This is a genomic window from Marinobacterium rhizophilum DSM 18822, assembly GCF_000378045.1.
Taxonomy (GTDB): Bacteria; Pseudomonadota; Gammaproteobacteria; order Pseudomonadales; family Balneatricaceae; genus Marinobacterium_A; species Marinobacterium_A rhizophilum.
Genome location: NZ_KB899089.1, coordinates 160,176 through 175,450 on the forward strand (window position 1 = coordinate 160,176; position 15,275 = coordinate 175,450).

Here is a 15,275-nt window from a genome sequence, read left to right on the forward strand (position 1 = left end):
ATTCATACATTGCCCACGGACACAATATGTCAGAGGTTTGCCGATGAGCTGGGACTGGAGCGTCATTCTGAAGTACTTGCCCAGGTTGCTGGAAGGCACCTGGCTGACGCTGGAACTGGTGGCCATCTCGGGCCTGATCGGCATTATCCTGGCACTGCCGCTGGCATTGATGCGGGTATCGGCCAGCCCCTGGGTACGCGCCTTTCCTTTTGCCTATATCTTCTTTTTCCGCGGCACACCGCTGCTGGTGCAGATATTCCTGATTTACTATGGCGCCTCGCAGTTTGAAGCGGTCAAGCAATCGGTACTGTGGAATGTATTGAGCCAGCCTTACTGGTGCGCCATTATCGCCTTCTCGATGAATACCGCTGCCTACAGCGCCGAGCTGATTCGCGGCGCCATCCAGGCCATCCCCAGGGGCGAGATCGAGGCAGCCGAGGCACTTGGCATGAGCAAACCACTGCAGGTACGTCGCATCGTGCTGCCCCGCGCCTTTGGTATCGTCCTGCCGGCCTATGGCAACGAGTTGATACTGATGCTCAAGGGCAGCTCCCTGGCATCCACCATCACGCTGCTCGACCTTACCGGCATGGCCCGCACCATCATCGCCCGCACCTATACGCCGCTGGAGATATTCCTCGCTGCCGGCGTGATCTACCTATTGATCAGTGGCGCCTTCATCGGTTGCTTCCGCCTGCTGGAAAGCCGCCTCAACCGGTACCAGTACTACCGTCACCAGGTACCGGCGGAACTGACCAAGATAGACCCGCGTCTGCAGGACTGATAACGGCCCCTGTCAGTGCCTGCACACTGCGCCGTTTGGACATTTCGTGCGAACCGAATCATCTTCGCTTCCGACTAAGTCCCCTTTTCGCCTCCTGGCGACTTACTTTTCTTTGCTCGTGCGAAAGAAAAAGTAAGCAAAAACTCTCTACAACAGGACGACGCCCGAAGAAACCGGCCCAAGGGCTACGCTGCGCCCCGAGAGGATTTTTCGGGCGCAGCTGACGTCACATCCCTGTACCGCATCTGCAGTTCGGCATCCATGCCTCGCCCCTGACGGGCCTGATCGAAAAATACTCCCGGTGCTCGCCGGCTTATGGACATGGATGTCCTGTATGCAGGCAATGCAGGAGCAATTGCCCGTCCTAACGGGTCCCAGGTTCCACCTTCGGCTCTCTGGAAGTGTACCGGAATCCCCGCAGGTGCTGTTGGAGCTCAAAAGCGGCAAAACAAAAATTAGTGAGGGAAAGGCCAAAGTTTCCCGTTAATCTGCGAAGAACCAGAAAAAGCCCGCAGTGGGCGGGCAAAAGACTATTTACGACTCGTTTACAGGCGGGCAGGCACCGCGGTCACAACGCCTGCCGCCCCAGGGTTAAACACCAATCATGCGACGGATTCTTCCAGCACCTGGCCGCAACGGTCCAGCCATTGCTGGCGCTCGGCAGTCTGGTCTCCGGCCAGTACGAAGCCTTGCAGCGTACCGCAGGCCTGCACAAAGAAGGCCCGCATGCCGCTCTCCAGTGTTTCAACCTGCCATTCACCCTCGATATCAGCGCCTGGCGGCAGCAGTGTCAGGGGCAGGGCAGGCGTCTTGACGATCACCGGCATCAACGGGTATTGCGCCATGGTTGGACGTCCCAGCAGGGTGTCTGCCAGCGCACGCATGCCATAATTGATCGGCGCTATATAAGGCAGCAGCTGACCATTTATTTCGGCGCAGTCACCTAGGGCAAAGACATCCGGTGCGCTGGTACGCAGACCGCCGTTGATGACAATGCCGCGGTTAACCTTGATACCAGCAGCCTTTGCCAGCGCCATGCGCGGACGCAGACCCACGGCAGAAATTACCAGGTCGCTTGCCAACTCGGTACCATCACGCAATTGCAGACGGTAAGTGTCACCAGCACGCTCGATGCGCTCGACGGTATTTTCCAGGTACCAGCTGACACCCGCTTCTGACAATTTCTGCTGCAGCTGCTCACCGACGGCCCTGGGCATCAGGCGATCCATCGGCCAGCCGGTGAGGCCAACCACGTCCACGCTGTAACCCGCCGAGACCAGGTCATTGGCAAACTCGCAGCCAATCAACCCGTTGCCAATGATGGTAACGCGCTTGCAGCCTTCCAGGTGATCCCGCATCAGGCGGTAATCCTGCAGGTCGTTAACGCTCAGCACATCGTCGGCGCCAGAGCCTGCCAACGGCAGCCGAATGGGCTCGGCACCGAGGGCCAGTACAAGTTTGCTGTACAGCTGCTGCCCGACATCGGTGTGCAGCACATGATGCTCTGCATCGATACTCTGAACGCGGCAGCGAGTATAGATTCGAATGTTCAGGCGCGCTTCTATCTGCAGCGGTGTTTCGCTGACCAGATCCGCCGCCGACTTGCCACGCGCCAACGCGTTGGACAGCGCGGGTTTGGAGTAGTGATGCCCATCATCCGTGGTAAACAGCACGATCGGCTTTTCAGGGCTGCGCTGGCGCAACGCCTCGGCCATGCCATAACCGGCGTAGCCACTGCCGATGATCACGACGGGCGGCTCATTGCCGAGTACCGCCGCGGCTACCGCATGGGCCGGCTTAACCTCAGCCGTGATCTCGATCATCTCGAAATCAGCCTTGCCAACGCCGCAGTCCGGACAGATCCAGTCCTCGGGCACGTCTTCCCAGCGGGTACCTGCAAGGATACCGTCCGACGGCCAGCCCTTGGCCTCGTCATAAATCAGCCCACAGATGATGCACAGCCACTTTTTCATTATTAGACCCTCTTACAAACCCACCGACTACTGGGCTTCGTATTATCGGGAGACGCGAATCGCCACGTTCTTGGTACGTACGTAGCTGTAGAGCGCTTCCTGACCCTTTTCACGGCCATAGCCGGACAAACCGTTACCACCGAACGGGGTTTCGATGCCGCCGGCAAACCACTCATTGACGAAGACCTGGCCTGCATCCAGTGCCCGGGAGGCACGCAGTGCACGGCTGATGTCCTGGGTGAACACACCGGCCACCAGACCGTAGTCTGTGTTGTTGGCCAGGGCGTACGCGTCCTCTTCGGTATCGAACGGCGTGATCGCCACTACCGGACCAAACACCTCGTCGCCAAACAGGCGCATGTCGGTGGTCACGTCGGCAAAGACCGTCGGCTGTACAAAGGCACCGGGCAGACCCGCAACCGCCGCGCCGCCGCAGACCAGCCGGGCGCCATCCTCGACCGCCTGACGGCAGATTTCCAGAATGCCGTCACGCTGGCCCATCGAGACCACCGGCGTCATGTCGGGATTGTCCTTGCCGGCACCGACACTCAGGCTTGAGGCCAGCTCCGCCACGCGCGCCACCACGTCGTCGTAGATGTCGCGGTGCACCAGCAGGCGGGACATCGCCGAGCAGACCTGGCCGGCATTAAAGAAAATACCCCAGCGCACGCTGCTGATGAGCTGATCCAGATCGGCATCCGGGAAAACCACGGCGGCGGACTTGCCACCCAGTTCCATGACGCAGGGCACGGCATTTTCAGCCGCTGAACGCATGATGGCACGCCCGGTCGGTACGGAACCGGTGAACACGATCTGATTGGTTTCCCGGTGCGCCACCAGGGCGGCACCGATTTCGCGTCCGGGGCCGGCCAGAATGCTCAGAGCCCCCTTGGGCAGACCCGCACGCTCACACGCGGTAGCCAGCACGGTAATCGCCAGCGGCGACAGTTCGGGCGACTTGACGATCACGGCATTGCCGGCAGCCAGTGCCGGTGCCAGGGAGCGGGCACAGATGGAGACTGGGAAGTTCCAGGGAACGATCTGCACCGAGATGCCCTGGGGCTCATAGCTGGTGAAATCAACGTAGTCTTCACCCAGCGGAATGGATCTGCCTTCGATCTTGTCCGCCATGCCGGCGTAGTATTCGAAATAGCGGGCCGCTTCGCTGACCTCGTCACGGGCATCATTGATCGACTTGCCGTTTTCGCGTGATGCCAGTATTGCCGCGTCGTCCACCAGCGCGCGAATCTCGGCGCCGATGCGGTACATCAGCTCGGCCCGCTGCGCCGGACGCTGACGGGTCAGGCGGCCTTCGCGCACGCATGCGCGCGCAGCAGCGATCGCCCGCTCGGCGTCATCGAGGCTGGCGCTGGCGACGGTCGCGAAAACCTCATTGGTGGACGGATCCCGTACGTCGATGGCCGTCTCGCTGTCGACCCACTCACCGTCGATAAAGTTAAGCCAATGATTGGAGTTGGAGTTCAACATGGAATTGCTGCCCTTGAGTCAGTTTGCAGGTGTGGCGCCTGAAATGAGGCCAGTCGCGCGGATCTTGCAACCCGGCGACCGGCTTCAGGTGCTCAAGTGAAGAATCAGCCCTGGGCGGATTCGGCGTACTTATTGGCGACCCAGGTGTGGAAGTGGTGCGTCGGACCATCCAGAACCGGCGAGAAGACGCCCCCCTGGTAACCCGGCGACTGACGACCCGCCTGCATGCCCTCGACCGCGAACACATCTTCACCGAAGACCACTTTCCAGGCTTCCAGCTGGGCCTGACGGCAGGCAGCGTATTCGTCGCCACAGGCCTCTTCGGTGACGTAGAACAGGCGCAGGTTTTCCAGCGTACGGTTATGGGCACGGGGCTCCAGGATGATCGTGAAGAAGTGGTCCGCCTGAATGCCCAGCAATACGTTGGGGTACAGCGACACATACTCCGCCTGGCGCAGCTTGTCCTGCGGCCATGCCTCGAAGCGCGGCAGACGGGTTCCGGCGACATCCGACAGGTTGTAGGTATAGCTGCCCTGACCGGACATGCCCTCGCTGACTTCCAGGTTGTAGTGCTGGTCCAGTGGCGAGTAGGTGTTCAGGCTCGGGTGTACCCAGGGCAGGTGATAGGCTTCGCAATAATTCTCGATTGCCAGCTTGTAGTTGCAGTTCACCTCCAGCTGCATCTGGCTGCCGGTCGGCGCGATGTGCAGGTTGTTCCAGCCATCCTTGCCGCAGAACTCGCTCCAGCGCTGCACCAGCGGTGCGATGAAAGTATCAAAATCGACCGCGTCACCGGACAGGTTGATGAACACCATACCCATCCAGACATGGGAACGAACGCTGCGCAGACCGTGCTTCTCGCAGACAAAGCCTTCTGCCTTGTGTACGCCGACACCACCAATGTGCGGGGTGCCCTTGAGGTTGCCGTTCAGGTCGTAGGTCCAGGAATGGTAGGGGCAACGCACCATGCCTTCGACTTCGGTTTCCTCGCTCAGCAAAATCATGCCGCGGTGGCTGCAGACATTGTGGAAAACGTTATATTCGCCGCCCCGGTTACGCATGATGGCGAGCGGCAGTCCCATGAAGTCAACGGGCTTGGCAAAGCCGTTGCGCGGCAGATCACTGGTGTAACCGATCGCGGCCCAGGTCTTGCCCAGCACTTCGTCACGTTCGAACTCGAACAGGGCCGGATCGGCATAGGCTGCATTCGGCATGCCGGCGGCTTCCGCGATCGGCTTGCGTACTTCGTCCAGGATTTCCATCGGAATCAAGCGAGAATTTGTTGTCATGGTGTTCTCTCCACTCTCCGCCTTGCGTTCAGGCTCTGCGTTATCGTAGCCACCGAAACCTTGATATCACTCAATCAAATAGTCCCGGCGTTGTGTTAGGGCGCATACTAGAGTCGGAAAGGCGTCTCGGAAAACGATTTTTCGGCCACCAGGTCATTACAAAATCTCATGCTTTGATAAGTTACTGAACTACCGGAAATTTCTCCGGACTGCACCAAAAAATGTCACTCCACCAGTCACACTCCGCCGAAGTAGGACCTCAATCAGGACCAAAGCCAGGCCTTGCTTTCAGGCATCGCGACCTTGACCTGTCCAGATACGTCCTGTGGCCTGAAACAGACACAGGCAGCTCAGATCGACGCATTTAATCGGTGCAGCGGTTATCGACTCACGTCTAACTCATGACGAAAACAAATAAGAGACCATGGCAAGTCCTGTTGCTGGAAACCGCACCTGGCTGGCGTTTTCTATCTCCAGGCAAAAACATGACCCAATATCATGAACTGAAGACATGGCTTCTGATGGCAAGGGTACGAAGACATCATGATCCCATTACAAAAAATCATGGGGTAATGCAAAAAACTCGTTTGATCCAGGTCAATGTTTTTCCCACTATTGCGCTCCGATAGTTCCGGCGCGGACTTGCGTCCTTCGCCCCCTCCCTGGCAGATCACGCAGTCGCCAGCGCGCTTTTTCCCTGGGGGAAAAGCAAGACGAAATATAATAACCAAGGTGGAAAACCCGATGAGAAACGACTCCGGCCTGATCCGTGGCGTCGACCCGACCGTCACGATCATTTCCAAGATCCTGGTCATTGGCTTCGTGCTCTTCTGCGGCCTGATGGCCAAAGAAGCCGGTGCCTTCTTTCAGGAAATTTCCGACAGCATCCTGAACAACTTCAAGTGGTTCTACCTGTCCCTCGTGACCGGAGTACTGGGTCTGCTGATCTACCTGATGTTCAGCCGCTACGGCCATATCCGCCTGGGCCGGGACGACGAAAAGCCCGAATTCAGTTACCGCTCCTGGCTGGCGATGCTGTTCAGCGGCGGCATGGGCATTGGCCTGATCTTCTGGTCGGTCGCCGAACCGATGTGGCACTATGCCGGCAATCCCTTTGCCGCCGCAGGCCTCAGTAACGAAGCTGCCCAGACGGCAATGCGCATCACCTTTTTCCACTGGGGCCTGCACCCCTGGGCCATTTTCATTGTCGTGGCACTGGTGATGGCCTACTTCGCCTATCGCAAGGGGCTGCCGCTGACCATGCGTTCGGTGCTCTACCCGCTGATCGGCGACAAGATCTACGGTCCGATTGGTCACACCGTCGACATCCTGACCGTCGCCATCACGGCCTTTGGCGTGTCGCAGTCGCTGGGCCTGGGTGTCATCCAGATGAACACCGGCCTCAACAACGTGTTTGGCTTCGAGATCAGCATCGGCAACCAGCTGCTGATGATCGGCGTTATAAGCTTCCTGGCCATTATTTCGGTACTGTCGGGCGTGGGCCGCGGTATTCGCCTGCTGTCCGAATGGAACATGCTCTTGTCCATCCTGCTGGTGCTGGTGGTGCTGTTTATCGGACCGACCCGATATATCCTGCATACCCTGATCGAGAGCACCGGCGACTATGTCAGCAACCTGGTCGCACTGAGCACCTGGAGCGACGCCCAGGACGACAGCGGCTGGCAGAACTGGTGGACCGCTTTCTACTGGCCCTGGTGGATGACCTGGTCTCCCTTCGTCGGCATGTTTATCGCCCGCATCTCCCGCGGCCGCACCATCCGCGAACTGATTATGGGCGCCCTGATCGTACCGACCCTGGTCACCTTCGTCTGGATGTCGGTGTTCGGCGGCTCCGCGCTGAAGATGGAGCAGAATGACCGTATCGCGCATCAGGAACAGGTCGAGGCCGGCGTTCTGACCGGCGAAGCTGCCGAGTTCAAGGGCGGCGATATTCTGCTGGCGACCAAGGCGGAGACCACCTCGGCGATCTTCACCCTGTTCTCAAAGCTGGATTCGGGCATGTTCGGCCAGGTTCTCACCATCCTGACGACACTGCTGCTGGCCACCTACTTCATTACCTCGGCGGACTCCGGCACCCTGGTGCTCTGTACTCTCAATTCGAGGGGCAGCCCGGAACCGCCAATGCTGCTGAGGGTCATCTGGGGCGTGATGCAGGCGTTCATCGCCGGCGGGTTGCTCTATGCCGGCGGGCTGAAAGCGGTCCAGACCGCCTCCATCGTTGCCGGCCTGCCAATCGCGGTACTGACGCTGCTGATGTCCATCAGCCTGATGAAGGCACTGCGGGCCGAGACAAGCCTGGCACCCACTCCGATCGGGCCACTGCGTGGCAGCAAGCCCCACCCCGTGAGCACCAGCGAGAGCAGCAATGTGCCTCAGATCGACGCGGCTCAACCTGTGATGCTGCGAGCCAGCGGCGAGCGCTGATTACAGCGAAGCGTTAAAAGCACCGGCCTTCGCACTGGACGAACGCCGGTGTTTTTATTGGCAGCAGGCACAATCAGGCCGAGGTTCAGGACAACGGGGCTGCTACACTGCCCGCGTATGTCCACAATGACCGCTGCCCGCTCCCGGCGGGCATGACGGATAACCCCTTGACCGCCTGGACAATAAGAGACTGGAGACGTCTGGTTGAAGATAAAACCCTTACCGCCACTGAACAGCCTGGTGGCGTTTGAAGCGGCTGCCCGCCATCTTAGCTTTACTCAGGCGGCGCTTGAGCTGAGCGTGACTCAGGGCGCCATCAGTCGCCAGATTCGCCACCTTGAAGAATACCTGGGGCGCAGCCTCTTTGTGCGCGACAAGCGACAACTGACCCTTACCCAAACCGGCGCCGAATACTACGACAGTGTGCAGCAATCCCTGCTGCTGATATCCAGCGCCACCGGCACGATCTTGCAGTGGCAGGGTAACCAGCAACTGACCGTTGTTACATCCAACGCGATGGCATCGCTCTGGCTGCTGCCGCGCCTGCCGGAATTTCAGGACCAGCATCCTGATGTCGATGTGCGCATCCTGGCCACGGACTCGCTGCAGGGACTGCGCAACTCCGAGTTTGATGTCGCGCTCTTTTATTGCCGCACACCGCCGGCGGGCCTGGCCGCGACGCCGCTGTTCAACGAAAGGGTCTTTCCCGTCTGCAGTCCGGCCTTTCTGGCACGGCACAGCAATACAGAGTCAGGCGAGGGTGGCGCCGAGGATATTCTGGGTACGACCCAGCTCTGGCTGGACTCAGCGGAGGACTGGCTGAACTGGAATCAGTGGTTCATTTCGACAGGGCTCGCACCGAAGGAACCTCGCCGGCGCCTGAACCTGAACAACTACCCCATGCTGGTGCAGGCCGCACTCAATGGGCAGGGCGTGGCGCTGGGGTGGGAGCAACTGGTGGCCGGATACTTGCAAAGCGGCTTGCTGGTCAGACCCGTGGCGATGGAACTGAATACCACCGCCCGCTTTTACATGCTGGAGCCGGAGGAACCCATGCGACGTAAACCTGGCGTGGAGCAGTTCCGTCACTGGCTGCTGCAGCGGGTCAACGAGAGCGAGACTGAACAGACGTCCTGAGCCCGGCAACCCGGGCGCATCCCCAGCCAGGTCGCTGTTTAATAAAGCGCCTTTTCGTCCCGTACTACATCGCGCAGCAGCTTGAGGAACAGCTTGTCGGCATCGCTGTGCTCAACCGGGATCTTGACATTGGTAGTCGCGGACAGCTCGTCGGCAATCAGGACATCGGCGTTCTTCTCATTGATATACTTGCGGGCAATATCCAGTGCCTTGGTGTTGATATCGGGTTCAACCAGCACCTTGCGAATAAACAGCAGCAACTCATTGATCACCTTGTCTTTGTTTTTGATTTCAGACACATTCATGGTGCGACTCCGCTAAGACATTTTCCCGCACTATAACCTGTTTTCAGGGGGCTGTGCAGCCGTTGTGGCGCAGCCCTGAATGCACGGCGGGATCGATTTTCAGTATCTCATTTCCCCCAGCCCCAGGCGCAAAAAGCGGTGCCCGGCATCGCCCCAGCCAGGAAAACGACATCAACGTCATGCCGTTTTCAACCTGGAAACCGTCAAATTGCCCCACAAACCGGCTTTTTGCCCCTATTCGGCCGCCATTGGTTGATCGAAACTTGGCCCGGTGAGAGAATGTGCAGCTCAAATTTTGAGGCCTTGAGCGCGTAGGTAACCCCGAAGCTCTGGCGAGTCGATCTCCAGTATCGTCTCCCGCTGGTCTGCCGGCTGAGCAATCCTCAGCACCGGTAAGCACCCGAACATGAGCCGCCACGTCTCTGCCCTGGAATGGTCGAGAATTTTGCCACCAAAGCATCAACGCCGCTTAAGTGGGTGGGTCACGTTCAACGTTGCAGAAACAAAAACTGTTACGCGCCTTTTCCTTGCCGGGAACTGGTGCATCAGAGGGTGAATACTGTGGAATTATTATCAGGCGCAGAAATGGTTGTTCGTGCCCTTCATGACGAGGGTGTGAAGTACATCTATGGTTATCCGGGCGGTGCCTTGCTGCACGTCTACGACGCCCTGTTCCGCCAGGAAGATGTGCAACATATACTGGTGCGCCATGAACAGGCGGCAACTCACATGGCCGATGCCTATGCGCGTGCGACCGGCAAGGCCGGCGTGGCGCTGGTAACATCCGGCCCCGGCGCGACCAATGCGGTTACCGGCATTGCGACCGCCTACATGGACTCGATCCCCATGGTGGTGATCACCGGTCAGGTCATGAGTCACCTGATCGGGGAAGATGCGTTTCAGGAAACCGACATGATGGGTATTTCCCGTCCGATCGTGAAACACAACTTCAGCGTGTCCCGTCCCGAAGAAATTCCGACGATCATCAAGAAGGCGTTCCACATTGCCCAGACCGGTCGTCCGGGTCCGGTGGTTGTGGATATCCCCAAGGACATGACGTCGCCGACCGAACGTTACGAGTACGAATACCCCAAGTCGGTCAAGCTGCGTTCCTACAGCCCGATCAGCCGCGGTCACAGCGGCCAGATCAAGAAGGCGACCGACCTGCTGCTGGCAGCCAAGCGTCCGGTACTTTACACCGGCGGCGGCGTCATCATGGGCAACGCCAGCGACGAGCTGATCCAGCTGGCCCGCATGCTCAACTACCCGGTCACCAATACCCTGATGGGGTTGGGCGGTTTCCCGGGAACGGATCGCCAGTTTATCGGCATGCTTGGCATGCACGGCAGCTATGAAGCCAACATGGCGATGCACCACTCGGACCTGATTCTGGCCGTGGGCGCGCGCTTTGACGATCGTGTCACCAACGGCCTGGACAAGTTCTGCCCCACCGCCAAGATCATCCATATCGATATCGATCCGGCATCCATCTCCAAGACCATCAAGGCCGACATCCCCATCGTGGGCCCGGCGCAGGCGGTTCTGGCGGAAATGATCGAGCTGGTCGCAGCGTCGAAGAAACAGCCCGATGCGGCGGCGCTGAAGACCTGGTGGGAACAGATCGACGAATGGCGCACACGCCACGGCGGTCGCTACCGCACCGACGACTCCGACAAGATGAAGCCCCAGCAGGTCATCGAAATGCTGAGCAAGGTCACCAACGGCGACGCCTATGTGTGTTCCGATGTGGGCCAGCACCAGATGTTCGCGGCGCAGTATTACAAGTTCAACAAACCCAATCGCTGGATCAACTCAGGCGGTCTGGGCACCATGGGCTTCGGTCTGCCGGCGGCCATGGGTGTGAAAATGAACTTCCCTGATGCCGACGTGGCCTGCGTCACCGGCGAGGGTAGCATCCAGATGAACATTCAGGAGCTTTCCACCTGCAAGCAGTACGACCTGCCGGTGAAAATCATCAACCTGAACAACCAGTCGCTGGGCATGGTGCGCCAGTGGCAGGACATGAACTACGAATCGCGTCACTCGCACTCGTACATGAAGTCCCTGCCCGACTTCATCAAGCTGGCCGAGGCCTACGGCCATGTCGGCATGAAGGTCGAAAAGTATTCCGACCTCGAAGCAGCCATGCGCGAAGCCTTTGCCATGAAGGATCGTCTGGTGTTCATGGATATCTATGTGGATCCGTTCGAGCACGTGTACCCCATGCAGGTACCGCGCGGCTCAATGCGTGACATGTGGCTGACCAAAACGGAGAGAACCTGAGCATGCGACATATCATTTCAGTTCTGTTGGAAAACGAACCGGGTGCCCTGTCTCGCGTCGTTGGCCTGTTCTCCCAGCGCAACTACAACATCGAGTCCCTTACCGTGGCCCCGACTGACGATGCGACCCTGTCGCGCCTGACCGTCACCACCGTGGGCGATGACCGGGTCATTGAGCAGATCACCAAGCACCTGAACAAGCTGATTGACGTTGTGAAAGTGGTGGACCTGACCGAAGGCGAGCACATCGAGCGCGAGCTGATGATGATCAAGCTCAAGGCGTCGGGTGCCAACCGGGCCGAGATCAAGCGCACCGCGGATATATTCCGTGGCCAGATCATCGATGTCACGCCCAACACCTACACGGTGCAGCTGATCGGTGCGAGCGACAAGCTCGACGCCTTCATCAGTGCCCTGGGCACCACCAGCATCATGGAAGTGGTGCGTTCCGGTGTGTCGGGCATCGCCCGCGGCGAGAAAACCCTGAGCCTCTGATTGTCTCAATCAGATCGGGCCTGTAAAAAAGCCGTTCCCGTCAGGGAGCGGCTTTTTTTTGTGGCACCGCTTGCGACTCTCGCCGACCAGAAAAATGGCCAGGGAAGCCATGAGGGCCGGTACGCCGACAGCAACAAAATTCATCTCGCCCCCGCTGCATTGCCATCCGCACTCACCCGGAACCCGGAACACCGCTATATTTGCCGGTACAGGATTTCTAGTCCCCGTTCGATCAATGCTTGCGAATAACCGGCAAAACCGATGACCAGCCCTTGACGGTCCTCCAGCCCGTCGTAGTAATGGGAAAGCGGCCGTATCCCGAGCCCCTGCGACTGCAATGCATGACAAAGAGCCTGATCGCAGCTCCCCGGCGGCAGCAGGAATACCGAATGCATGCCGCCATCAGCCTCGATACGTTTCAGACGACCACCGAACATTTCCTCAACCCTGCGGTTGAGGAAATCCCGTCGTCGCCTGTACAGCTTGCGCATGCGCCGCACATGACTGGCGAACTGGCCCGAGGACATGAACTCGGCCAGCGCCAGCTGCGGCAGGAGCGAAAGGCCGCCATCAATATAGCGCCGGGCATTATGAAAAGGCTCCACCAGGGCCTGGGGCAGGACCAGATAGCCAAGACGGATCGACGGATGCAGAATACGGCTGAAGGTTCCGGCATAGAGCACGCAATGCTCTCCACCGAGTCCCTGCAGCGACGTCAGTGGCGGACCATCGAAACGAAACTCGCTGTCGTAGTCATCTTCGATCAGCCAGCTGCCGGTTTCCGTGGCCCAGTTCAGCAACTCCAGCCGCCTCTGCAGACTGAGGGTATAGCCCATCGGATAGTTTCGCGACGGTGTCAGCAGTGCCAATCGGGCCTCGGGGGACTGCGCCAGGCCGTTCTGCAGACAGAACCCCTCTTCATCGGCGGCTACCGCGATCCGATGCGCGCCGACCGCCGCGATGGCGCCGTCAATGCCCGGATACCCCGGTTGCTCCACCAGGATCGGATTGCCAGCATCCAGCAAAAGCTGCAGCGCCAGGTACAGCGCCTGCTGGGACCCCGAGCAGACCATGACCTGCTGCGCCTCGCAACGCACGCCTCGCACCACCTGCAGATAGCGGGCTATCTCCCGTCTCAACGACTCAACGCCCATCGCTGAGGCTCTCGACTCATGCTTCATTCGGCGTCCGGCTCGACTCACCGCACGCTGCCACTGTGACCAGGGAAAGCTGTCCAGACAGGGACGCGCCGGCGCCAGCAGCTCGGGCCCCGCGCGGTCGTAGAGGCGACCGGGCGGCGGTAGCCGCCCTGCCATGGACGAGAGTCCAGCTGGGCGCCCGGCATCCCCCTGTTGCGCCAGCGTCTGTTCGCTGCGCAGTTCGGGCTCAGGAAGCTGAGCGGACACGAAGCTGCCTGCACCGTGACGCGTTTCTATATAGCCTTCGGCCTGCAGCATTTCGTAAGCGGTCTTAACCGTCGTACGGGAGATGCCCAGCGCCTGGCTGAGCGCCCGGCTGGCCGGCAGTTTGGCACCAGACGCCAGATCCCCGGTGAGAATGGCCTGCTGAAATGCGCGGAACAGGTTGCGATACTGCGCAACCCCGGTACCCGTCTTGAGAAACGGCAAAAAGAGCTCGGAGGGACTCTTAGTCATCCTAGAGTGGGCCCTAAAAGTTTTAAAAAATGGATCTCAACTTAAACCCATTAAGCGCCTAACCTGAGCCCACTTCAAGCAGAGTAAACAGCCATGACCGCAATAGACATAACCGAAAGAACCCGCCTGAGGCGCGGGCCCAAACGGGCCTGCTATGACCGCAAGGCCATTTACAACATCCTTGACGAAGCTTTTGTCTGCCATCTGGGCGCCAGTATGCACGGCGGCACGGCAGTTCAGCCCACGTTCCACTGGCGCATTGGTGACGAGCTCTACGTGCATGGATCGAGCAAGAATGGCCTGTTCCAGTCGATTCTGGCGGGAGAGACGGCCTGCGTCACGGTCACACTGCTGGATGGACTGGTCTTCGCCCGCTCCGCCTTCCACCACTCGGCGAATTTCCGCTCGGTAATGCTGTATGGCAAAGGGCGCCTGGTGGAAGACCCGGTCGAAAAGCGCAGCGCGCTCGACAGGATGCTGGAGAAGTTCAGCCCCGGCCGCTCGCGCGAGGCGCGACCGCCAAATGAGACCGAGATGAAAGCCACTGCGGTGATCGCCTTTGCGATCGAAGAGGTTTGCGCCAAGGTCCGCACCGGCGGCCCTGTCGACGACGAGGCGGATCTGTCACTGCCGGTCTGGGCCGGCGTCAAACCGGTAATCACCACGATCGGTGAGCTGATACCGGATTGAACGGCGGAAGGTCTTGTGGCTGCTGACAACCTTTTTCAGAATGGGTGGGTTAGCGGCGCATGGGCACAGCCGTACCGAGTCCTACAGGGCGATGAGCGTCGCATAACCCACCATTTTGCAATCCTCACCTCCAAGGTGGATTACGGCGCGCCCGCATTATGCAGAAATCTTTTAGCGGCTGCGGAGCGCAGCCTAACCCACCCTCTCATGGCCGGGCCGGCGTCAAGCCGGTCAGCACCCGCATCAGCGCGCTGGTCCCGGATTGACCGGCGGGAGCGGCGCTTAGCGTTTGCGTTCCGCCATTTCGATAAGCGCGTTGATCCGGCCGATATTCATCGTCAGCTCATCGCGAAAGGAGGCCAATTCCTGGATTTTCCGATCGACCGCGACCAGATGCTGTTTCAAAAGGCCGACGACCGCCCGCTTCCCCATAACGCCATCGTCTCCAACGAAATAAAGCTCGATCACCTCCGTGATTTCATCGAGAGACAGGCCGATGGACTTCAACTTATGGATCAGTTCAAGGCGTTCGATCGCCGTTTCGTCATAGTAGCGATACCCGCTCCCCTTCCTCTGAGCAGGAAAGAGCAGTTTCTTTTGCTCGTAAAAGTGGATCGTACGCTGGCTCACATTGCAGCGCCGCGCCAGTTCGCCAATGGTAAAGACGTCTTTTGAGGTCTCTTCGATACTCGATGTGGCCTTATCGGTCAAATGGCCTCCCAGGTTTTTCCG

12 protein-coding genes are annotated in these 15,275 nt (G+C 59.2%); 6 read left to right on the forward strand and 6 right to left on the reverse strand.

Annotated elements, in window-relative coordinates:
* The first annotated feature begins 43 nt into the window (after nucleotides 1–43).
* Nucleotides 44–784, forward strand: a complete 741-nt coding sequence (locus F451_RS0100740) for an ABC transporter permease (RefSeq protein ID WP_020679427.1) — start codon at nucleotides 44–46, stop codon at nucleotides 782–784.
* A gap of 602 nt (nucleotides 785–1,386) precedes the next feature.
* Here F451_RS0100740 and F451_RS0100750 read toward each other — a convergent pair.
* The 3 genes from F451_RS0100750 to F451_RS0100760 form a co-directional block, all read right to left on the reverse strand.
* Nucleotides 1,387–2,757: an FAD-dependent oxidoreductase gene (locus F451_RS0100750; protein WP_020679429.1), complete on the reverse strand. Its 1,371-nt coding sequence runs from the start codon at nucleotides 2,755–2,757 to the stop codon at nucleotides 1,387–1,389.
* Between the two features lie 42 nt (nucleotides 2,758–2,799).
* Entirely contained in the window at nucleotides 2,800–4,245 is a 1,446-nt protein-coding gene (locus F451_RS0100755) for an aldehyde dehydrogenase family protein (protein WP_020679430.1), read from the reverse strand.
* Nucleotides 4,246–4,349: 104 nt separating this feature from the next.
* Complete coding sequence (locus F451_RS0100760) at nucleotides 4,350–5,534, reverse strand: aromatic ring-hydroxylating oxygenase subunit alpha (RefSeq protein ID WP_156826322.1); 1,185 nt, start codon at nucleotides 5,532–5,534, stop codon at nucleotides 4,350–4,352.
* A 744-nt stretch (nucleotides 5,535–6,278) separates the two neighbouring features.
* Between F451_RS0100760 and F451_RS0100765 the strand changes: the two genes are divergently transcribed.
* Both F451_RS0100765 and F451_RS0100770 read left to right on the forward strand, forming a co-directional pair.
* Complete coding sequence (locus F451_RS0100765) at nucleotides 6,279–7,979, forward strand: BCCT family transporter (RefSeq protein ID WP_020679432.1); 1,701 nt, start codon at nucleotides 6,279–6,281, stop codon at nucleotides 7,977–7,979.
* 204 nt (nucleotides 7,980–8,183) lie between these two features.
* On the forward strand, nucleotides 8,184–9,116 hold the full coding sequence (locus F451_RS0100770) for a LysR substrate-binding domain-containing protein (RefSeq protein ID WP_020679433.1): 933 nt from the start codon (nucleotides 8,184–8,186) through the stop codon (nucleotides 9,114–9,116).
* A gap of 38 nt (nucleotides 9,117–9,154) precedes the next feature.
* Here the strand turns inward: F451_RS0100770 and F451_RS0100775 are convergent, their stop codons facing one another.
* Entirely contained in the window at nucleotides 9,155–9,421 is a 267-nt protein-coding gene (locus tag F451_RS0100775; RefSeq protein ID WP_020679434.1) for a hypothetical protein, read from the reverse strand.
* A gap of 561 nt (nucleotides 9,422–9,982) precedes the next feature.
* Between F451_RS0100775 and F451_RS0100780 the strand changes: the two genes are divergently transcribed.
* Both F451_RS0100780 and ilvN read left to right on the forward strand, forming a co-directional pair.
* The gene (locus F451_RS0100780) at nucleotides 9,983–11,704 is read left to right on the forward strand and encodes an acetolactate synthase 3 large subunit (RefSeq protein WP_026291398.1); all 1,722 of its coding nucleotides are present in this window, start codon (nucleotides 9,983–9,985) and stop codon (nucleotides 11,702–11,704) included.
* Nucleotides 11,705–11,706: 2 nt separating this feature from the next.
* On the forward strand, nucleotides 11,707–12,198 hold the full coding sequence (ilvN, locus tag F451_RS0100785) for an acetolactate synthase small subunit (protein WP_020679436.1): 492 nt from the start codon (nucleotides 11,707–11,709) through the stop codon (nucleotides 12,196–12,198).
* A 194-nt stretch (nucleotides 12,199–12,392) separates the two neighbouring features.
* On the opposite strand, the gene pdxR is transcribed toward ilvN, so the two are convergent.
* Nucleotides 12,393–13,853, reverse strand: coding sequence for a MocR-like pyridoxine biosynthesis transcription factor PdxR (gene pdxR, locus F451_RS0100795; RefSeq protein ID WP_040879293.1), 1,461 nt, complete (start codon nucleotides 13,851–13,853; stop codon nucleotides 12,393–12,395).
* Nucleotides 13,854–13,946: 93 nt separating this feature from the next.
* Between pdxR and F451_RS0100800 the strand changes: the two genes are divergently transcribed.
* The gene (locus F451_RS0100800; protein WP_020679439.1) at nucleotides 13,947–14,543 is read left to right on the forward strand and encodes a pyridoxamine 5'-phosphate oxidase family protein; all 597 of its coding nucleotides are present in this window, start codon (nucleotides 13,947–13,949) and stop codon (nucleotides 14,541–14,543) included.
* A gap of 282 nt (nucleotides 14,544–14,825) precedes the next feature.
* Here F451_RS0100800 and F451_RS0100805 read toward each other — a convergent pair whose 3' ends face one another.
* Nucleotides 14,826–15,254: a MerR family transcriptional regulator gene (locus F451_RS0100805; protein WP_020679440.1), complete on the reverse strand. Its 429-nt coding sequence runs from the start codon at nucleotides 15,252–15,254 to the stop codon at nucleotides 14,826–14,828.
* Between the last annotated feature and the right edge of the window lie 21 nt (nucleotides 15,255–15,275).